The organism is Dellaglioa sp. CoH-57-MRSF-16, from assembly GCF_056782055.1.
Map to the genome: position 1 here is coordinate 373,328 of NZ_JBXAXZ010000001.1, position 21,250 is coordinate 394,577.

The 21,250-nt window shown below is 34.1% G+C and carries 18 protein-coding genes and 1 other annotated feature; of the genes, 12 read left to right on the plus strand and 6 right to left on the minus strand.

Going from position 1 to position 21,250, the window contains the following annotated elements; translation table 11 throughout:
* The first annotated feature begins 221 nt into the window (after positions 1 to 221).
* From AC1RPH_RS01735 to AC1RPH_RS01750, 4 genes are all read left to right on the plus strand, one after another.
* A complete protein-coding gene (locus AC1RPH_RS01735) occupies positions 222 to 1,250 on the plus strand; it encodes a galactose-1-epimerase (RefSeq protein WP_481761121.1) in 1,029 nt (342 codons plus the stop codon).
* Between the two features lie 132 nt (positions 1,251 to 1,382).
* Entirely contained in the window at positions 1,383 to 2,012 is a 630-nt protein-coding gene (locus tag AC1RPH_RS01740; RefSeq protein WP_481761122.1) for an SDR family oxidoreductase, read from the plus strand.
* A gap of 741 nt (positions 2,013 to 2,753) precedes the next feature.
* Positions 2,754 to 3,329, plus strand: coding sequence for a WxL domain-containing protein (locus AC1RPH_RS01745; protein WP_481761123.1), 576 nt, complete (start codon positions 2,754 to 2,756; stop codon positions 3,327 to 3,329).
* A gap of 67 nt (positions 3,330 to 3,396) precedes the next feature.
* The gene (locus AC1RPH_RS01750) at positions 3,397 to 4,449 is read left to right on the plus strand and encodes a WxLIP family cell surface protein (RefSeq protein ID WP_481761124.1); all 1,053 of its coding nucleotides are present in this window, start codon (positions 3,397 to 3,399) and stop codon (positions 4,447 to 4,449) included.
* A 66-nt stretch (positions 4,450 to 4,515) separates the two neighbouring features.
* Here AC1RPH_RS01750 and AC1RPH_RS01755 read toward each other — a convergent pair whose 3' ends face one another.
* Positions 4,516 to 6,789, minus strand: coding sequence for a hypothetical protein (locus AC1RPH_RS01755; protein WP_481761125.1), 2,274 nt, complete (start codon positions 6,787 to 6,789; stop codon positions 4,516 to 4,518).
* 126 nt (positions 6,790 to 6,915) lie between these two features.
* Positions 6,916 to 7,137, minus strand: a complete 222-nt coding sequence (locus tag AC1RPH_RS01760; RefSeq protein ID WP_481761126.1) for a hypothetical protein — start codon at positions 7,135 to 7,137, stop codon at positions 6,916 to 6,918.
* A gap of 274 nt (positions 7,138 to 7,411) precedes the next feature.
* Here AC1RPH_RS01760 and efp point away from each other — a divergent pair, with 274 nt between their 5' ends.
* Together efp and yidA are read left to right on the plus strand one after the other, a co-directional pair.
* Positions 7,412 to 7,975 (plus strand): elongation factor P, encoded by a 564-nt coding sequence (efp, locus tag AC1RPH_RS01765; protein WP_409021902.1) that lies wholly within the window; start codon positions 7,412 to 7,414, stop codon positions 7,973 to 7,975.
* 61 nt (positions 7,976 to 8,036) lie between these two features.
* Positions 8,037 to 8,846, plus strand: coding sequence for a sugar-phosphatase (yidA, locus tag AC1RPH_RS01770; RefSeq protein ID WP_481761127.1), 810 nt, complete (start codon positions 8,037 to 8,039; stop codon positions 8,844 to 8,846).
* Positions 8,847 to 8,910: 64 nt separating this feature from the next.
* Here yidA and AC1RPH_RS01775 read toward each other — a convergent pair whose 3' ends face one another.
* Complete coding sequence (locus tag AC1RPH_RS01775) at positions 8,911 to 10,425, minus strand: ABC transporter permease/substrate-binding protein (protein ID WP_481761128.1); 1,515 nt, start codon at positions 10,423 to 10,425, stop codon at positions 8,911 to 8,913.
* Entirely contained in the window at positions 10,413 to 11,384 is a 972-nt protein-coding gene (locus AC1RPH_RS01780; protein ID WP_481761129.1) for an ABC transporter ATP-binding protein, read from the minus strand. The genes AC1RPH_RS01775 and AC1RPH_RS01780 overlap by 13 nt, the downstream gene beginning before the upstream one ends.
* 251 nt (positions 11,385 to 11,635) lie before the next feature.
* On the opposite strand from AC1RPH_RS01780, the gene AC1RPH_RS01785 reads away from it, so the two are divergent.
* The 4 genes from AC1RPH_RS01785 (at position 11,636) to AC1RPH_RS01800 (ending at position 14,257) form a co-directional block, all read left to right on the plus strand.
* Positions 11,636 to 12,079, plus strand: coding sequence for a MerR family transcriptional regulator (locus AC1RPH_RS01785; protein ID WP_481761130.1), 444 nt, complete (start codon positions 11,636 to 11,638; stop codon positions 12,077 to 12,079).
* 39 nt (positions 12,080 to 12,118) lie between these two features.
* Positions 12,119 to 12,526, plus strand: a complete 408-nt coding sequence (locus tag AC1RPH_RS01790) for a cupin domain-containing protein (RefSeq protein ID WP_481761131.1) — start codon at positions 12,119 to 12,121, stop codon at positions 12,524 to 12,526.
* Positions 12,527 to 12,543: 17 nt separating this feature from the next.
* Positions 12,544 to 12,864: a carboxymuconolactone decarboxylase family protein gene (locus AC1RPH_RS01795; RefSeq protein ID WP_481761132.1), complete on the plus strand. Its 321-nt coding sequence runs from the start codon at positions 12,544 to 12,546 to the stop codon at positions 12,862 to 12,864.
* A gap of 418 nt (positions 12,865 to 13,282) precedes the next feature.
* Positions 13,283 to 14,257, plus strand: a complete 975-nt coding sequence (locus AC1RPH_RS01800; protein ID WP_481761133.1) for an aldo/keto reductase — start codon at positions 13,283 to 13,285, stop codon at positions 14,255 to 14,257.
* 136 nt (positions 14,258 to 14,393) lie between these two features.
* On the opposite strand, the gene spxB is transcribed toward AC1RPH_RS01800, so the two are convergent.
* Together spxB and AC1RPH_RS01810 are read right to left on the minus strand one after the other, a co-directional pair.
* Positions 14,394 to 16,133 carry a pyruvate oxidase gene (gene spxB, locus AC1RPH_RS01805; RefSeq protein ID WP_481761134.1) on the minus strand — a complete coding sequence of 580 codons (1,740 nt, stop codon included), beginning with the start codon at positions 16,131 to 16,133 and terminating at the stop codon, positions 14,394 to 14,396.
* Between the two features lie 143 nt (positions 16,134 to 16,276).
* The gene (locus AC1RPH_RS01810) at positions 16,277 to 17,224 is read right to left on the minus strand and encodes an NADP-dependent oxidoreductase (protein ID WP_481761149.1); all 948 of its coding nucleotides are present in this window, start codon (positions 17,222 to 17,224) and stop codon (positions 16,277 to 16,279) included.
* A gap of 163 nt (positions 17,225 to 17,387) precedes the next feature.
* Positions 17,388 to 17,589, plus strand: a binding site (T-box leader).
* Between the two features lie 57 nt (positions 17,590 to 17,646).
* On the opposite strand from AC1RPH_RS01810, the gene tyrS reads away from it, so the two are divergent.
* Together tyrS and AC1RPH_RS01820 are read left to right on the plus strand one after the other, a co-directional pair.
* On the plus strand, positions 17,647 to 18,903 hold the full coding sequence (tyrS, locus tag AC1RPH_RS01815; protein WP_481761135.1) for a tyrosine--tRNA ligase: 1,257 nt from the start codon (positions 17,647 to 17,649) through the stop codon (positions 18,901 to 18,903).
* Positions 18,903 to 20,945 carry a cation:proton antiporter gene (locus tag AC1RPH_RS01820; protein WP_481761136.1) on the plus strand — a complete coding sequence of 681 codons (2,043 nt, stop codon included), beginning with the start codon at positions 18,903 to 18,905 and terminating at the stop codon, positions 20,943 to 20,945. Before tyrS ends, AC1RPH_RS01820 begins: the two co-directional genes overlap by 1 nt.
* The last annotated feature ends 305 nt before the right edge of the window (positions 20,946 to 21,250 follow it).

Here is a 21,250-nt window from a genome sequence, read left to right on the forward strand (position 1 = left end):
CATGATAACAAAAAACGAACTATACATTTGTATTTATTATAGTTATTCGCTTATAATGACGTTACATTTTAGAGAAATAACAGAAATAAAGGTTGGTTATGTCATTTTCAGTAAAATAAAGGTAATTATTCAATAAAAAAGTAAACGCTTTCTTGAATATCTAATTAAAATGGACTAGTATTAATAAGAATGGACAAATACAGTAAGCGGAGGAGATAAATATGCAAGTTAAAACAAAGGATTTTGGAAATGACTATGATTTAATAACGATTATAAATGATAATGGGTTTGAATTATCACTCACAGATTTAGGGGCTAGAATTGTTAGCCTCAAGGTACCCACAAGTACTGGAAAACGAGAAATTGTTCTTGGATTTGATTCAGCAAATGAATACTTAGAAAAAGATAGTTTTATTGGCGCTTCAATTGGTCGTGTTGCTGGACGTATTAAAGATGGTAAATTCAACATTAATGATCAAAGCTACCAAGTGCAAATTAACGAAGGTACAAATACATTGCATGGTGGTACGCCAGGATTTGATACTAAAAAGTGGACGTATAAAATAAGTGAAAACGAAAATGAAATAGCTGTTATTTTTCATTTAGATAGCCCAGAAGGCGAACATGGTTTCCCTGGAAACATGGCAATTGATGTAAAATATCTATTAAATAATGATAACATTTGGCATCTTGAAACGACTGCTAAAACGGATAAAGATACACTATATAATCCAACAAATCATGTTTACTTTAATGTTATGGGTGACGTCACAGAAACAATAGATGACAATTTATTACAAGTAGATAGCGATAAGTTTGCACCATTAGAACCCGATTCAATTCCAACAGGTAAAAAGATGTCTGTTGATGGAACGCCTTACGATTTCCGTCAAGCTAAGACATTACATGACGTTTTCACAAGTGATTTTGCTCAAAAAAATCAAGTTAATGGTATCGATCATCCCTTTTTCTTGAATAATCCTGCAGTTGGTAAAGAATCAGCAAAATTAGTTAGTCCAGATAAAGAAGTTTCTGTCTCAGTTTCAACTGATGCAACAAGTTTAGTTATCTTCACGGCTAACTTTGGTGAAGTAACGCCAATTATGCATGGTAAAAAATTAGCTAATCATGCAGCAATTACATTTGAAACACAATCAGCACCTGGATCTGAACAATTCCCTGAATTTGGTGATATTGTTTTACGTGTAGGCGATACGTACAAAACAGTTACAGAATTTAAATTAAATTAATTAGTAATCAACTGAGACAGTCATGGTAAAAATAGTGACTGTCTTTTTGTCGTTAACTTACGAGTGTAAGTCATACCATTTTAGTCGAGAAAGATGTAGACTTTAGTCAGGATAAAACGAAGGAGTGTATAAATGATGACAGAAATAAAAAGAGTATTAGTTGTTGGATCGAATGGTCGAATTGGCCAAAAAGTAACAAGTAAATTAGCTGATAAAGGTTACCAAGTCTTGGCGGGTTCAAGACATACAGATAATTTAGATAAAGGTAATATTACTTATGTCTATGTTGATTTGTTAGAAGGTATAGATAAATTAGTCAAGAATATGCAGGCTGTTGATGCCATATTATTTGTTGCTGGTTCTGGCGGCAAAGACTTAATGAAGATTGATCTAGATGGGGCAGTTAAAACGATGGAAGCAGCTGAAATAGCTCATGTTAAGCGTTTTGTAATGTTGAGTTCCGTTTACTCTTTGGATAGAGAAAAAATTGAAGTTTCATCATTAAGAGATTATATGACTGCTAAGTTTTATGCTGATAATTGGCTAATGAAGAATACGCAATTAGAATATACAATTCTTCAGCCAGGCACCTTAGTAGATGAGCCAGGTACTGGTAAAGTAACATTAAATGATGGTCAAGCGGGCTCTAACTCACTTGAAAACGTGGCAGACGTCTTAGTTTCAGTTATCGCACATGATAATACAATCGGAAAAGTAATTACGATGCATGATGGGGATACAGATATCAAAGATGTCCTGTAAATAATTAGAAATTTCGACACAAAAAAAGAGGTTTACTCAGTTAGTTACTTAACGGAGTAAACCTTTTTTATTTAGAATTATTTAGTTGACTCATTTACGATACCGCTATCTTTAGTTGGTGAAATAGCCCAGAGTGAATCGTAATTATATTTCCCTGTCGTATCAAAAATTGAAGTTGTAAAATCTAAAGTTAGTTTTGCATAATAATAAGATTTGTTAATTACAGAACTTGTTGTACCATCACTAAGACTTGATGAGGGTAAATCGAAAATCGTCTTATTAGAAGAGCTGAAATCAATTTCATTAGAAGTTGTTGGCTTTTCTTAAAAAGTAAGCGTACCGCCATTTGAGCTTGTTTGAACTAGGATAATCGAATCTTTTTAATAAGCGGACTTAAAGTATAATTGATAGTAACACTTAAATTCTAGTTAACTTAAAAAAAGGTTATTAATGACTAAAGGCTCTACCTTTAATGGTTATAAAGTGGGGGTAGGTAGGAATCATTCTATTTAAAAATTGATTGTACACTTTCAGTAAATGGTTTGAAAAAATTAAACCTAAAAAAATACTTGTAAATAACATGTAAACGCTATATTAATTGGCGTATATGGACTTAATCATAGAGTTTCTTCTGATAATATTACAGTTGAATCTTATGTAAATTATATGGTACTATTAGGTAAAGGTCAACGTCCCCTTTTCAAGCATTGGCTTAATCAATAAATGGGAGGAATTTATATTATGAAAAAGAATTTATTTTTAATTGCAGCATTAGTACTTGGTTCAACAGCAGTTGTTGGCTCAAGTGTTTCAGCGGATTCAACAGATGGTAAAGGTACAGCTAGTTTAAACATTGAAGCAGGTACTTTTACTCAAACGGGTGCACCATCGTTCAGTTTCACAACAAAACTAAATGAAGCATTAGTTACGACTGGTACAGATATTACATCAACTGGCGCAAAAGATGCTTCTCAAGCTTTAGATGTAGCCGATTACGTAGGTACAGATAGTGGTTGGAATGTTACTGCACAATTAGGTGTGATGGCTGATGCTGAAGTTAAGGTTAGCTCATTAGATCTTGCATCTGCTACAGTTAAAACAGACTCAGATGCTACAGCATCTGCTGCTACTTTAACACCAGCTGGTGCTGCAGCTCCTGTCGCGACAGCTACAACAGGCGCTGGTGCTACAACATTGTCATATGCTGACAATAGTGCAACATTAAAACTTGGTAAAAATACTAAAATTGCAACAACTTCAGCTGATTTAACATGGACTGCAACTCAAGGAAATGCTAGTGCAGCAGCTTTTAACTAAGCTAATTAAAACGTAACAGAAAAAAGACCGCCTAAGGCAGTCTTTTTTTTTAAGGAGAATCGAAATAATGAAATTAAGAAAAATAGTTTTAAGCTTTTTAGCTATCGCGATAGTCACACTTATTACTGTATCGACCAATGTCTATGCAAAGTCTAATAGTGCCGGGTTTACGGTAGCCAAAGTAACGCCTGCTAATCAATATCGAGAGGCAGCACAATTTGATATTAAAATGAACCCTAACTCAACACAGACATTGGCATTGAAAATTAAGAACTTAGAAAACGATACTAAAACGATTGTTGTGAGCCCTAATAGTTCATATACAAATACGAATGGACTAATTGTCTATGATAAGACAAATGTAAAAAAGCCAGCGACTGCTAAGTATCAATTTTCAGAACTTGTCTCAAAAAAACAAGATGTTGTGGTTGGACCTAAAAAAACAGCAACAGTTACGTTTACAGTGAAAACACCCGCTACGTCATTTTCCGGTATTATTTTAGGTGGCTTTAACGTACAAGAAAAAGTTATTAAGGAAAAGAATAAAGGAAAAGGTATTTCAATTACTAATCGATTTGCGTACGTTGTTCAAGCAGTCATTAGAGAATCTGAAACGGTCGATAATCCTAATCCCAAAATGACAATTGGCGATTCTAAAGTGGTATTGAACGCATTTAATAAAGTTTCACTACAAACAAATATGCAAAATGATGTACCCATTGTGATTGGACCAACAACAATTAAAGCAACTATTACAGAAGATAGTAGTAGTACTGTTTTATATGACAAAACAATTAAGGACGTTGATTTTGCACCCAACGCTAAATTTAGCTATGCATTAGACTTAACTAAAGCCAAGTTAATCGCTGGTAAATATGATGTCCATTATACCGTTACCGGAAATAATAAATCTTGGAAAGCAACGAATTCATTTACAATTACTAAAGCCAATATTAAACAGATTAAATCAGATAATAAGGCAGCAGAGCCTCATATATCTTGGTTATTGTGGTTAATTATTGGTATTATTGCTTTATTAATTTTATTAGTTTTATTCTTACTTTTTATTATTTTAAAAAGAAGAAAAAAAGATAAGGAAGAATCACTAGAAAATAAGTAATCAAAATGAATGGTAATCAAAAAGACGTCTAATTTTTATTAGGCGTCTTTTTGTCGATTAGATTTCTTATTCTTTTGATGAATCTACAACGATACTTGGTGATGATAATGACCAAGTTGCGTTATCTTGAAATTTACCAGGATGAGTAATTTTTTTAGTTTTTAGACTTAATGATAATTGTGCAGAATAGTAGTTTTTACTAATAACTGATGTTGTATCAGAATCAAAAATAGTTGAGTTTAAACTTAAAAGAGTATCTTTAGATGTAATTGTTTTAATATCTGAGGCATTCCCATAAGTGATTGTGGAATTACCAAGCATACTCGTTTGCAATTTTTCAAACCAACCAAGTTGATCGGGAATAAAGAAAGGATCACTTAGATTATCTTTATCACTTGTGCTAACAACTAAATTCCAGTTAAGTCCAAAAGGATTATCGACAGTTAACAAACCAGTTGCAGTTACTGTAGGTGTTTTTTCAGAAGTTCCTGCTGTAAAATTACCAAAATCAAATACTTTTGGATAGGATACTAAAAGATCTCCTGCAACGTGTAAATTATATGAAATAGGCGTGTAATCCGGATTTAATTTTGCGAGATTTGCAGCAGAAATTGTATCATTCGTTTTACCGCTTAAGATATCATTAATTGTGTGATTACTATAACTGGAATAGGTACCCGAATCGTGAGTTGATGTGACTAAATATGAAATTCTATTCTTATGGAAAAGATGATAACCAATCAATTCATTGTCATCAATTAATTTAGAATATGTAGTCCCATCAGTATAAGCAGATTCGTCATATTTATATTTACTATGGTCCGTACTGTATTGTTTTGCAAGATCGTCCGCATCTTTTGCAGTGATTTCTAGTTTAGAATTTGTAAGTTCAGTTGTTCCATTTTCTGAATATTTTTCCCAAGGACCATTATTGAAACTGTACCATAAGTAATATTTTTCAGTTTTATCGGTTGTTGATTTCGTATCTATATTGACTGTAGTATCAAGTGATTTTTTAGTTGTTTGAACGGTATTTTCAGGTAATTCATCAGTGATATTGTTTAATGAATAGTGAAAATCGTAAGGGTCTATTTGTGGAATATAATGAGTCGTACCAGATCCAGTATCTGTAGAAGTATAACCCGGTAACGAAATAGACTTAATAGTAGGATGAGATGAGTTACTTGAATCAGGATCTTTTAAAAATTCTTGTATAGCGTCATCTCCAAAATCATCAGACGCATCAAAAATACTTTGATAGGCAAGGTCACTAGGAACGTTTAAATTACCAATAATATTTTGTCCAGTAACAATACTCCCATATAAGAGACCATCGCTACTTGAATCAACGTCGACATCAGCACTAGGTGCTAATACTGAACCATATAAAGGACTCTTCCAACTTCCGACAAAAATCTTACCATTTTCAGTATTAAAATTATTACTAATATGTGAAGACGTATTGTAGACAGATTTCACTTTTTTAGAGTTTTTATCAGTTGTATCGATTGCAACGGGTTCATCGGATAGAAGATTTTTAGCGGTGGTATCTGAACCATTACTATTTTGTCCGGAAAATAGCGTTCCATCACTATTACCAGCTAACTTGTAATCTATCGAAGATCCGTCAGATTTAGGTGGATACGCATTGAAAGTCATCCAGCTACCTTGATTGAAATTAAAACTGATACCAGCATCATTATTAGAAAAATGCTTATAATTTAACATGAAAAATGGCATTTTCATTGTGTTAATATCAAAATTGACTAAATTAATTTTGATACCAATAGCATCTTCAAATGAAGGAATAGAGCCATCAATATCTGCAAAGACAACGCCTTGATCTGTTGAAGCAGTATTCATATCAACGGTTAATTGAATAACCGTTTTACCAGGTGCATATTTTTCAGCATCAATTGATTTATCTGTATTTAAATCAACACGTTTGATAGCATTATTAGATTTAGTAGTAGAACCTGTTGCTTTAGAGTTTGAGAAATTTGTTGAAGTGAAACTAGCGTAATAATCACTGACATCAGTAATATTTTGAGTAGCATCAGCAAATGATGAAATATCATTGCTTGACATAACAGGAAAATCAGAAAGTTTATCAATAGTATCTTTTTTTGCATTAAATTGCTTGATAGCATCAGCGTAACCGGCATTACTTGAAGGTATGGACCAACCAGCAATGGCTTTTGCGATTTCATCATCAGGGGGAGAATTCTGTAGATAGTATGATAAATCTTTGACTTTATCATTAGATTTTGAAAAAACAAAGCTATTTTTATTACCATACCACTGAATCATATCAGCCCCGGTAATATTTTCTGAAATCATTGTAGGATTAACCTTTGCATAATCAGCATCAGTTAAATTAGCAGTTGAATCATGAGCATAATTTTGTAAGTATTTTATAGAAGAACCTCCGGCGGTACCTGAGGAAGTAAATGTTTTGGCAAAAAATTAACCTTGTAGGGAGTCAATATCATTAGAATTAAACGTGATTGTACCACCAGCGAAACCAGTGACATTCGTGGCAGCCCCCATTGGATAACCTACAGGAGGCGTGTATGATGTAGCAGCTTGTGTAGTATAAATTGGTAACGTTAAAAAGAACAAGCTGAAACAAAGGATGATAATCGATTGATAGGTAGTAGATGAGTTAATATATTTGTTTTTTAGCAAAATAAGACTTCCTTTCAAAATAATTAAAAAATTAACTATTTGATTATATATATATTATAGCCTTGCTAGTATAGGATGTGTAGAGATATTGTCGAAGTATTTGGACAAATATAGCTTATAATTTGGATATACGATTAATAATAAAGAAAATGCGCTATTTTTGACTTTTTATTTAATAAAATCCAGTGATGTTTGTAAGTGTCACTATAGATTAAGCCTTTTCAATTTGGTATACTCAATGAGAAACGTTTTATAAAAAGGGAGATAATAAATTATGATTGAAGCAATTAACTTAAAAGCCGGAATGACTTTTGAACAAGGCGGTAAATTAATTAAAGTTTTAGAAGCAAGTCATCATAAACCGGGTAAAGGTAACACAGTTATGCGTATGAAATTACGTGACGTTCGTACTGGATCAACTGTTGAAACAACAATGCGTCCAGAAGTTAAGGTTGAACAAGCTAATATTGAAACAAAACCAGTTCAATTCTTGTACAACCAGGATACAATGGCTATTTTTATGGATTTGGAAACATATGAACAATATGAAATTCCAAGAGAAATTATCGAACATGAAGCAAAATTCTTATTGGAAAATATGGAAGTTAAAATCCAATTTTACGGTACAGAAGTTATTGGCTTAACATTACCAACTGTTGTAACATTACGTGTTACTGAAACACAGCCTTCAATCAAAGGCGCTACAGCAACTGGTTCAGGTAAACCAGCAACAATGGAAACAGGACTTGTTGTTAATGTTCCTGATTTCATCGCAGCAGATGATGTTCTTGAAATTAATACACAAGAAGGTACATACCTTAAACGTGCACCTAAATAAGATTGAAAAGGTAGTCTCTTGAGACTGCCTTTTTTTAATCATTTAAAATGAGGAGATTACTATGGGAATTAAACTAGTTGCAATAGATATTGATGATACGTTACTAAATCCAGAGGGTAGATTAGCAAAAGAAACAATTGATGCCGTCAAAAAAGTGACACAAAAGGGAATTAAGGTTGTCCTTTGTACGGGACGACCTTTAGCTGGTGTGGTTGGATTTCTTGAACAATTAGGGATTAGTGGGGATGACCAATATGTCATTACCTACAACGGTGCAATTATTGAAACAGTAAGTGGAAAACGTCTAGCGCAACATACGTTAACCTTTGATGAGTATATAGCTGCAGATAAATTAAGTTATGAATTAAATGTTCATTATAATATTTTAGATGATGAGAGCCGAATTTATACATCTAATAAAGATGTTGGTCGTGTGACCGTTATTCAAGCAGCTGAAAATAATGAAGGATTATTTGTACGAAATCCAGAGGAAATGTCACGGGACTTAACCGTTTCTAAAATTATGTTTGTGGATGAACCTGAAGTTTTAGACGCACAGATGATTAATATTCAAAAAATATTTGATGATAGTTATTATGTTGTACGTAGTTTGCCAGAATTTTTAGAAGTTTTGAATAAAAAAGCTAATAAAGGAAATGCATTAACAGATTTAATTGCAGAACTGGGATTAAAAGAAGAAGAAGTTATGGCAATGGGAGATCAACATAATGATTTAACGATGTTTGCCGTAGCCGGAACGACTGTTGCGATGGGAAATGCCATTCCTGAATTAAAAGAAGCAGCAACTTATGTAACAGAATCGAACGTTAATCATGGTGTTGCGGTTGCATTAGAACGTTATGTAGGTTAAATAACGATAAAATATAAAAAAGTTTGGAGTCCGCATGAGGTTAGCGAGATTCCAAACTTTTTATTTAGTCTAAAAGATGTTGCTTTGTTAAGTAGTCGTGTGCGACGGTACTTGCTGGGACATTTTTAACATCAACTAGATAATTCATTTTTTGCATATCTGTATCAGAAATTTTTCCGGTTAATTTATTTAAACTTTTTTTGATGGATGGATATTTTTGTGAGATGCCCTTTGCAACAAGTGGGGCGCCTTGATAAGGTGGGAATAAAGACTTGTCATCTTTTAATGTGACCAAATTATATTTGACGAGCTGACTATCAGTTGAATAGGCATCAACTAAATTTACATTACCATTCACAATGGCTTGATAGCGAAGTGCTGGTTCAAAAGATTTAGTGTTAAATGACAAATGATACTTGCTTTGTAACCCTTTGTAACCATCATCACGGTTTAGAAACTCAAGCGTAAAGCCTGCCTTTATTTTTGAAGATACTCGTGATAAATCAGAAATTTTTGATAGATGGTATTTAGTTGCAAAGTCTTTAGTGACAGCGACAGCATAGGTGTTTTGATAAGCCATCGGATTTAAATAATCTAAATCTGATTTAACTTTAATTTCGGTTTTTGCTTGCTGGTAGGCTTTATTTTCATTTGTACTTTTGAGTGGTGATTTTACTAACTCTTCAAGTACCGTACCTGAAAATTCTGGGTAAATATCGATTGAATTAGATTTTAATGCAGAGTATAGAAAACTCGTTTTACCAAAATTTGGTTTTAAAGTAACCTTGATATTGGCGTCGTCTTCTTGAATTAAATCTTTATACATATTAATTAGAATTTCAGGTTCTGCCCCCATTTTACCAGCAATGACTAATTCTTTTTTCTGATGTGTGAAAGTATTGATTGTGGCACCAACAGCAAATAGGAATCCTAAAGTAATTAATATAATGGTAATTGTTTTTATCTTTAAATTCTGCAATTGCCGGATTAAAACACTGAAAACAATAGCTAGAATAATAGAACTCAACGCGCCAATAATAATCAAGCTCATATCATTTCTATCAATTCCCAGCAAAATAAATGTTCCTAACCCGCCAGCACCAATTAAAGCAGCTAGTGTTGCGGTTCCAATAATTAGAACAAGCGCAATACGAATGCCTGAAATAATTAGTGGCATAGCTAAGGGTAATTCAAATCGAATAAGTTTTTGCGCACGTGTCATACCAAATGCAGTTGCGGCTTCTTCTAATGATGGATCAATACCAGTTAAACCTGCATATGTGTTCTGAAAAATGGGCAGTAAAGCATAAACAACTAATGCGATAATTGAAGGTAGTGTTCCAATTCCGACTAGTGGAATTAATAGCCCTAGCAGCGCGAGTGAAGGAATTGTCTGTAAAACACTGGTAATTTGCAACATAATTTCTGCTGCTCTTTTATGCTGTGCTAACCAAATTGCTAAAAAGACGGCAATGATGGTTGCAATCAGCAATGAAATTAATGATATCTGTAGATGTTGAAGAATAGCGGTCCATAAATCAGCACGGTGCATTTTAAAAGTTGTTATTAAATTTGCCATTGGTCATCCACCTCGCTATCAGACATGCTTGCACCATAACGAATTAAGCATTGGGCATCAACTGCACCAATGAGATTCTGGTCGTTATCTTTAACATTTATAATTGTATATTTAGAAAGTAGAGATATGAGTTCTTTAAATGTTGTTTGAGTTGAGGTGACGTGATTATTAGCGAGTTCATCAATTGGAAGACTAAATGATTTTTGAATCATTTCAGCTAAATTAAATTGCGTGTTGGATACGTCTAACCCAAAAAACTCTGAAATAAAATCATTTTTTGGTGCATTTCTAATTTCGTCAGGGGTACCAACTTGAATGAGATTGCCATCATGCATAACACCAACACGAGTTCCGAGGCGAAGAGCTTCAGACATATCATGCGTAATGAAAATAATGGTATTGTGTAGTTCCTCATGTAAATCGATGACGATATCTTGTAATGTTTTTTTTGAGATAGGATCCAGCGCACTAAATGGTTCGTCCATTAAAATTAATTTTGGTTTAGTTGCAATTGCTCGTAAAATACCAATTCGTTGTTGCTCGCCACCGGATAAATCGCTAGGCATTCTCTTACGATATGCTTCAGGCGGTAAACCAACACGTGTTAATAAGGCATCGACACGTTCTCTTTGTTTGTTTTTAGGCCATTTTTGTAATTCTGGTAATAAGCTGATATTTTCAGCAACTGTCATATTAGGAAATAAAGCAATCTGCTGTAAGACATAGCCAATCTGTGAACGTAAAGTATGTAACGGAATCTGATCAATATTTTGATTTTCAAAGTTAATAGTACCCGAGGTGGGCTCAATTAATCGATTAATCATTTTTAAAGTTGTCGTTTTACCACTACCACTAGGGCCAACAAGAACAAAAAGTTCCCCTGTATCAATATGTAAGTTTAAGTCGTTTAATACGGTAACTGTTTTGAATGTTTTGTTTATGTGTTTGAAATCTAACAAAAGCTAACCCTCATTTCTTCTTATTTTATATGTAATATATCTGGAAATGGTAACTATTTCGATGTAACTCTACATGAATGAAAATTATTAAGCAAAGATTTTGTTTTAAAATGTTGGAATTAAATTTTAGTGTAGGAACGGTCTGAATTGATGGATGGAGTAAGCCTTAATATTAAAAATAATATGTAGAAAAGCTTGACTTAGAGTCAACTCTAAGTGTTTTAATAGAAACTATTGAAGGAGGCGATTGAATGACTAATGAGCAACAATATAAAATTGGTGAGTTTGCTAAATTAGTTGGGTTATCAAGTTTTACATTGCGTTACTATGAAAAAGAAGGCTTAATTAAGCCTCACCGTAATTCGGCAGGCTTACGTTATTACACGGAACATGATATTAAATGGGTAGGATTTTTGCTTCATCTTAAAGGGACAGGGATGCGGATTAATGAAATAATTAAATACGTTGAACTACGAGCACAAGGTGATGCAACCATTAAAGAACGACGCGAGATGCTCAGCAAGGTAAAAGAAAATGCACTGTCTGAAATGGTAGAATTACAGCATAATATTGAAATTATTTCTCATAAAATTGATTGGTATGACAGAAAAGTTTCACACAGAACAAATGGAAACGAAGTGTCAGAAGATATTAGTTTTGAAAAGTATCTAGAACAATTCGCGATATACGATTAACGCTAGGTTAACCGTATAAAATAAAGTGAGGTAATTATAATGAATGAGGAACAAATTAAAAACGGTCTTTTTCCAATAGGTGAAAAAAATGAAGCATATAAAGATTTCTTTGTTGGTCAAAGTTATTTAGACATGTTAGTGGCGGATCCAGATATAAACGTTGGTGTTGGAAATGTTAGTTTTGAACCTGGAACACGTAATAATTGGCACATCCATCACGACGGTTACCAACTATTATTGGTCACTGCCGGTGAAGGTTGGTACCAAGAAGAAGGTCAACAAGCACGACGTTTAAAAGCTGGTGATGTTGTTGTCACAAAAGACGGGATTAAACATTGGCACGGTGCTACAAAAGATAGTTGGTTCTCACATGTTGCTATTACAGCAGGGACACCTGAATGGTTAGAAGCTGTTGATGACGAAACGTACGGTAAATTAAAAGATTAATAGGAGGATATTATATTATGGTAAAGAAACAAACAGCAGGTCGCGATAACTTAGGCGAATTTGCACCTAAATTTGCAGAATTAAATGATGATGTTTTATTTGGTGAAGTTTGGTCACGTGAAAGTGAATTACCAGCACATCAACGCAGTATTATAACAATTTCAGCTTTGATTTCAGGTGGTAACTTTGAACAATTGCCAGCACATATGGCAATTGGCAAAACAAATGGAATTACGAAGGAAGAAATTGCTGAAATTATCACACATTTATCTTTCTACGTTGGTTGGCCTAAAGCTTGGTCTGCATTTAATATTGCAAAAGATGTTTTTGAAGACTAATTATTTAAAAGTGGGACATGAATTAAATAAATACTGGCTCCGTACTTTGTCAAAAGTATCGAGTCAGTATTTTTGCTTACCTAATTATTTCTTGAGGTCTTGTCTGATTAAAAGTGAAATTATAACAATCGTAATCGCGGCAATAATAAATTCTACATTCAAAAAGTGTTTATTTATGAAAAATGCAACAATGACTCTAACTATGGTTGCAATAGCTAACGTTAAGATGAATGTTTTAATATAATGGACATTTATATAATCGTTTATTTTTTTAAACATGGACTCAACTCCTTCAGTTACCTAATAATAGTGGCACAAATTAATAAGATAAGCGAATTTTAAGTAACATTAAATGATTGTCCAGCAGACGTGAAAGCGCTATAATATAATTTGTAATTAGTTTAGGAGGAGATAGTTAATGTATCAAGCAAATGAAAAACGTTATGATAAAATGATTTATAATCGCCTCGGTAATAGTGGATTAAAAGTTTCTGCTATTGCCTTAGGCTTATGGAAGAACTTTGGGGATGAGACACCTTTAGCAACGCAAAAAGATATTATTGAAACAGCATTTGATAATGGAATTACTTATTTTGATTTGGCAAATAATTACGGTGATGGTGCTGCCGAGAAGAATTTTGGGCGCATTTTACGTGAAGATTTAAGTGCCTACCGGGATGAAATGGTTATTTCGACGAAGGCAGGTTACTATATGTGGCCAGGTCCTTATGGCGAATGGGGTTCAAAGAAAAACTTGTTTGCCAGTATGGATCAATCATTACAACGTATGCAGCTAGATTATGTTGATATTTTCTATCACCATCGTCCAGATCCAGATACACCGTTGGAAGAAACAGCTGAAGCTTTGGATTTACTCGTTCGCCAAGGTAAAGCCTTATATATTGGAATTTCAAATTATCGGGCACCAGAAGCTGAAAAGATGATTCAATTACTAAAAGCTAAAAATACACCTATCGTTGTCCACCAACCTAGATATAATTTATTAGATCGTTGGATAGAAGATGGATTAAAAGATGTTTTAAAACAAGAGCAGATAGGAACAGTTGCTTTTAGTCCTTTAGCACAAGGGTTATTGACTGATCGTTACTTGAATGGTATTCCAGACGATTCTAGAGTGAAACGATTTGATACCTTGTCTACTGAGAGAGTTGAATCAACACTTAAAAAGGTTCGTGAATTAAATGAAATTGCAAAAAATCGCAACCAGACATTGGCTGAAATGGCGCTATCTTGGGATTTGAAAGATAATTCTGTTTCGTCGGTTATTATTGGTGCTAGTCGTGTGAGTCAATTAAAGGATAATTTAAAGGCATTAGAGCATTTGGATTTTGCACCAGAAGAATTAGCAAAAATTGATAAAATTGTGAAATAAGAAGAGGTATATAAAGAGAACCCTTGGGATTGAAATGAAATTCAATCCCAAGGGTTCTCTTTATATCTTTTTTTGTTCTATAAAAAATGTATTTTAACTTAATTAAGCTAAGATACATCAATTAAATAAAAACTATTTAATCTTGATTTTCAAGGATTTCTCGAAATGGAATTAAACCCTCTGCTTGGTATTCTTTAACAAAAGCTTTAACAGCATCTGGATCTTGTGTTTTAGGATCAATAATGAGCTGTTCAACAGGAAGTGGACGGTCAGAAGTTACTTTAACATCGATAACAACAGGCACTTTTGAACCTTTAGCTTCAGCAAAAGCAGTTTTTAATTCTGCTAATGTCCGGACGGTATACCCTTTAGCTCCCATGTCGTTGGCAATTGCGCCCCAATCAGCATCAATTAAATCAATACCTGAGTGTGGTTGTTGTTTATCATCTTGTTCAGCGCGGATGAATCCAAGTTCCTGATTGCTTAAGACAACGTTGATGATAGGCATGTTGTATTTAACTTGTGTTAAGACATCTTGCATGACCATCGTCCAACCACCGTCACCAGAAATTGAGAAAACTTGACGGTCTGGAAAGGCAGAGTGAGCCCCAATTGCTGCGGGTAGTGCATACCCCATCGTTGCGTACCATGCGGATGTTGTAAATTTATTTTTCTCACCAAGACGTAAGAAACGCATTGCTTCAATCGTTACATTACCAACATCAATTTGGAAAATTGCATCGTCATCTTTAATTTTATTAATTTCATTGAAAACTGGTTCAAAACGAAGTGGTTTACTGTCATCTTCAGTAAAGCTATCAATCCATTTAATCCAGTTTTCTTTGTTAGCGATGGCAGCTTTGTACCATTTTGTTGGTGCAACTGGTGTTTTAACGGCCTTATTTAATGCGATTAAAGTTTCCTTACCATCGGCTAAAATAGGGACATCAACTGAATGACGTTTACCTAATTTTTCAGAATCAATATCGACCTGAATAAATTTAGCATCTGGAGAAAAGAAATATTCACCAAATGGAAAATCAGATCCAATGAAAAGAACAGCATCAGCGCCACGAAGAAGGTCAACGCCGGGTTTGCCAGCAACTCGTCCAGCAGAACCCATGTATGCTTTGTAATCATCAGGAATAATTGTTTTAGCAAGCGCAGTTGTTGCGATTGGTAATGATAATTTTTCAGATAATTCAATTAATTCTTTTCCAGCGCCACGAACACCTTTCCCAGCATAAATAATTGGTGTCTTAGCTGTTGTTAAAATATCTAAGGCATCTTGAATTTGTTTATCACGAGGCATCGGATAAAGAGGTTCTTGGTGTGTTGCGGCTGTTGAAACAAAGGTGTCATCGATTTCTTGCCAACCTAAATCGGTCGGAATTGTGACAACTGCGACGCCATTATATTTGTAGGCTTGACGGATAGCTTCATCAACAACAATGGGTAAGTTTTCGGGTGTAGTAGCTGTTCTGTTATAAATAGAAACATCCTCAAACATTGGATTTTCATTCATTTCTTGGAAGTAATTTGTATTCATCACTTGTGTACCAACTTGGCCGACTAAGGCAAGAACAGGAACACCATCATATTTAGCATCGTAAAGTCCGTTTAATAGATGGACAGCACCGGGACCAGCGGAACCAAAAGTAACACCTAATTTTCCAGTTACTTTAGCTTCACCAACTGCTGCGAGTGCGCCGACTTCTTCATGACGAACTTGTACATAATTAATTGTATTTTTACGATTATGTAGTGCATTCATTGTTGAATCAAATGAACCACCTGGCAACCCATAGACGGTTTTAACGCCCCAATCTTCTAAAACTTTGAGCATGGCATCTGATGCATTAATTTTTTTTGGCATAATAGTAAATCTCCTTCTTGAAAAATTTTATTCTACAAGGATAGTATAAATCTACCAATGAATTAACACCAGTGAAAGCACTTACTTTTAGTAATTAAAAAAGGTAGTTCAGACAAAAAAGTCTGAACTACCTAAATAGGGTTTTATTTAAAACGAACGATAATTTTACCAAGTGCATGATGAGATTCACTACGATCGTGAGCTTCTGCTACACCTTCTGCAGAGAATTCATGAACTGAATCTAAGGTCACTTTTATAGTGCCATCTTCAAGCATATCAGCTAATTTAGTTAATTCTTCACCATTTGGGTCCAACCAAATTGAATCAAAAGTCACATTTCTTGCTTCAGCAAGACCTGCTGTTTTTTCAGAATCCATCCCAGTAATAGCAACTAAACGACCTGTGCCATGTTTTAAGATATTAACTGATTTTTCTTGTGCGTCACCACCGATTGTATCAACTACAAGGTCGATATCTTTTAAGATTTCCGCAAAATCAGTTTCATGGTAATCAATGACTTGGTCAGCGCCAAGTCCTTTAACAAAATCAATATTCTTCGAGCTAGTTGTGGTAATAACGTAAGCACCAACTGATTTAGCAAGTTGAATAGCGAAAGAGCCAACGCCACCTGAACCAGCATGAATAAAGACTTTTTCACCTTTTTCTAAATGACCATGATCAAAAAGGGCTTGCCATGCAGTTAAACCAGCTAAAGGAACAGCAGCAGCTTCTTCAAAGCTAATATTTTTAGGTTTTGGTGCAAGCAAATTAGCATCAACAGCAGTATATTCGGCGTAAGTACCAAAACGAGTCGTGGCAGGGCGTGCGAAGACTTCATCACCAATTTTCCAATCGGTTACGTTAGCGCCTACTTCTGTGATAACACCCGACACATCCCAACCTAAAATAATAGGAAATTGCCAGTTAAGCATACCTTGTAAAAAGCCTTCACGCGTTTTCCAATCAATTGGATTAATTCCAGCTGCTTTTTCTTGAACAATTACTTGATCCGCCGTCATTTCAGGCATAGCTACTTCACGTTGTTTAAGTTTATCTTGTCCGCCAAATTCATCAATTACAACGGCTGACATCATTTTCTTTTCTGTCATCGGATTCCTCTTCTTTCCAGTTACTTTTAATTTGTAAGTGAATTGTATCGAATAACGAAATAGAATGCAATCAAGACACTCTTTTATAGTATTAATATTCTTATGGTTAAAATTGACATTTAGACTTTATTTACGTATATTATAGCTATAAGTGATGAAGTAGTTCAGTAATTTATCGATCAATTTTAAAGAAACCTGGTGGTCGCTGGAAATCAGGAATTATCGATGAGTGAAGTACGCTATGGAGCTAACAACGATTCATCTCGTTAACGATGATTGAGCGATTAGCTACTATATTATGTAGATAATAACTTGGGTGGTAACGCGGAAATTAATTCGTCCCTGATATCTTTTTTAGATATCAGGGATTTTTTTATACTTATATTATATAGGAGGAAACAGAAATGAATATTATTGACGAACTAGAATGGCGCGACGCAATTAATCAAACGACAGACGAAGATGGGTTACGTGAACTAACGTCTGAAAAATCAATTGGCTTATACTGTGGGGTTGATCCAACAGGGGATAGTATGCATATCGGACACTTAATTCCATTTATGATGTTGAAAAGATTTCAATTAGCAGGACATCATCCATACATCATTATTGGTGGTGGTACAGGTTCAATTGGTGATCCAAGTGGTAAAAAATCTGAACGTGTGCTGCAATCGATGGACCAAGTTCATCATAATGAGCAAGCTCTCACTGCACAGATGACCAAATTATTTGGACAAGATTCAAATATTTCAATTGTAAATAACTATGATTGGTTATCAAAAATTAGCTTGCTTGATTTCTTACGCGATTACGGTAAGTTATTTAATGTAAATAGCATGCTCGCAAAGGATGTTGTTGCAAGTCGTTTGGAAGTTGGTATCTCATTCACGGAATTTACATACCAAATCTTACAATCAGTTGATTTCCTACATTTACACAAGCACCATGATGTTCAATTACAAATTGGTGGGGCTGATCAATGGGGGAATATTACTGCAGGAATTGATCTTATTCATAAAGAGCTAGGTTCAGACACAAAGGCATATGGGCTAACAATTCCACTAATGCTTAAGGCTGATGGTACTAAATTTGGTAAAACAGCTGGTGGCGCAGTTTGGTTAAATCCAGAAAAAACAACACCATATGAATTCTACCAATTTTGGTTAAATCAAGACGACCGGGATGTTGTGAAATATTTGAAATTTTTCACATTCTTAACGTCAGATGAGATTGCTGAATACCAAAAATCAGTTGAAACAGCTCCAGAAAAACGTGAAGCACAACGCCGCTTAGCACGAGAAGTAACAGAATTTGTTCATAGTCCAGAAGCTGTAATTGAAGCCGAACATATTTCTGCAGCTTTATTTTCAGGCGAAGTGAAAGAATTAACGACGAGTGAAATTGAACAGGGGTTTAAAAATATGCCTTCTGTTGAATTAGCAGCAGAACCAGAGAATATTGTTGAGTTATTAGTAAATACAAAAATTGAATCATCAAAAAGACAAGCACGTGAAGATATCACTAACGGGGCTATTCGTATTAATGGTGAAAAAATTCAAGATTTAGATTTTATGATTGATCCTGCTACAGAATTTGATGGCAAATTTGTGATTATTCGTCGTGGTAAAAAGAAATATTGGTTAGGACGCGTTAACGCATAATGGCACTATTTTATGTAATAGCTTTTCTTGTGGCGGGGATTATTATTTCAAATGTAATTCACGAAATTCTTCCTAAAATACCAGATGCTTTTATTCTTATTGTAATTGGTCTGTTGTTGTCATTAGTACCAGTCATGGCTAATTTCGAATTAGAACCAGAATATTTTATGTTATTCATTATTGCACCACTTATGTTTAATGATGGGCAAAAAACATCTGTTAGGGGGATCCGTAAAAATTTTCATGCGATACTTTTATTATCAGTAGTTTTAGCGCTTATTACAGTTGTAATAGTAGGGTTGTTAGCGAATCGATTAGAAGTTCGATGGACATTGCCACTTGCAATAGCACTAGCTGCGATTGTGACACCAACTGACGCCATAGCAGTAAAATCCTTAACATCAGCATCAAAACTTGATTCAGGGGTTAATACTGCCTTAGAATACGAATCATTATTTAACGATGCAAGTGGATTAGTGATGTTAAATTTGGCATTATCTGTGATGGAAAAAGGAACATTTTCCATCTATAGCGGATTATTTCAATTTATTTTTGTTGCAGTTGGTGGTATTGTAGTTGGGGTTATGGCAGGTGGAATCTTAGTTATCGTTAGAACGTATTTTAATAAGAGGGTAACTTCACCAGAATTAACGATTATTCCAATTGCGTTGTTAACACCATTTATTGTTTATTTATTGGCGGAAAGTCTAGGGACATCGGGAATTATTGCTGTTGTAACTGCAGGGATTGTTCATAATATTGAATCCGAGCGTTTAAAATTAACTGCAACACGTGTCCAGTTAGTTTCGTCAACAATATGGGATACGTTGACCGCAATGCTTAACAGTATTGTATTTATTTTATTGGGAATTAGTTTACCTGAAATTTTCCGGGCACTGATTAAACTTGGAACGAGTCAGTCGTTTGAGTTGTTGAGTCTGGGTTTGATAATCTATGTAGTCATGATTGGTATCCGATACACTTGGGCATTAATTGGAAAAGAACCACATATTGCTGCCTTTTTCGGTCCTTCAAAATCAAAAAAAAGACGAAAAAATGCATTTGTTTTTGGGTTGAGTGGGGTACACGGAACAATCACGTTATCAATGGCATTTTCATTACCAATGTTAATAAATGGACGGGCTTTTCCGTATCGAGAAGAAATTTTAATCATTGCAACTACTGTCATATTATTAAGTATGATAACACCAGCATTAGTGTTGCCTAAAATCTTACTAGCTAAAAAGTTATCATTTAATAAAGAAGAATTAAATTTTTCACGAATACAAATGATTGATTACGCTAGTTTACATTTAACAGAACGTATTCAATCTAACGATGTGAGATACGCGGTGATTCAACAATTACAATCACAAAAAGGGTTTAATGATATTCAAGGGTATGATAAACATCAAGAATTATTTAAAAAAATTAATGAAATTGAAGATGAATTTTTAAATAGTAATGAGATAAAAGAAATTTATCCTGCCCGAGTACTCAGTACGTACAGAAAAATTTTGGATACAGATTATGGTGGACAACGATTAAGTGTTAATCGAATCATTCGATCAGTAGAACATCAGGTTAGGCATGAAGCGTGGCATATTAGCCATGGGCAAATAACTCGTGGACAGAGAAGTAAGGCCAGGAAACAATGGGCTAAAGATAATATAGAAAAAATGCAAATACACAATGATTTCCGATCATTATTATGGGACTTGGAGAATCAATTGCATGAAGTAATTGAACAATATTTACATGATTTAACAAAAGAACGTTTGGCTAATGCACATGGACAACTAGATGATATTCAGAATGTTGAAAGATTTATCGAAGATCGACAAAGACACTTTCGTAGAGATTACGAAGAGAATGAAAAAATATCAGTAGATTTATTTATTCAAGCATTTCAATTAGAATATAATTATGTTCAAACACAATATATAGCAGGAATAATTAACGAGCAACTTGCTAATAAGTTGTATGATGAAATAAATCAGGCGCAAACACTACAAATGCAGCAACTATTAGTTGAACATTAAATAAAAAATAATTTCAAAAATCAGGATTAATAGTCTATTTTTGAAATTATTTTTTTATTTAAGACCTATAAAGTAATTAAAAGTACAGATGTATACGATTACATCAATATTTTTAGATTTAATTTAAATAAAGGCTTGACGAAGGTCATTATTCTTGGTAAAGTAATAAACGTTGCCTCAGTAGTAAACAACTAATTCAAATGTGACCAGTTAATTAATTAAAAAAAATCTTGACAATTAACGAAATCCTTGATATGATATAAAAGTTGTCAAAAGCAACCAAGTAGATCTTTGAAAACTGAACA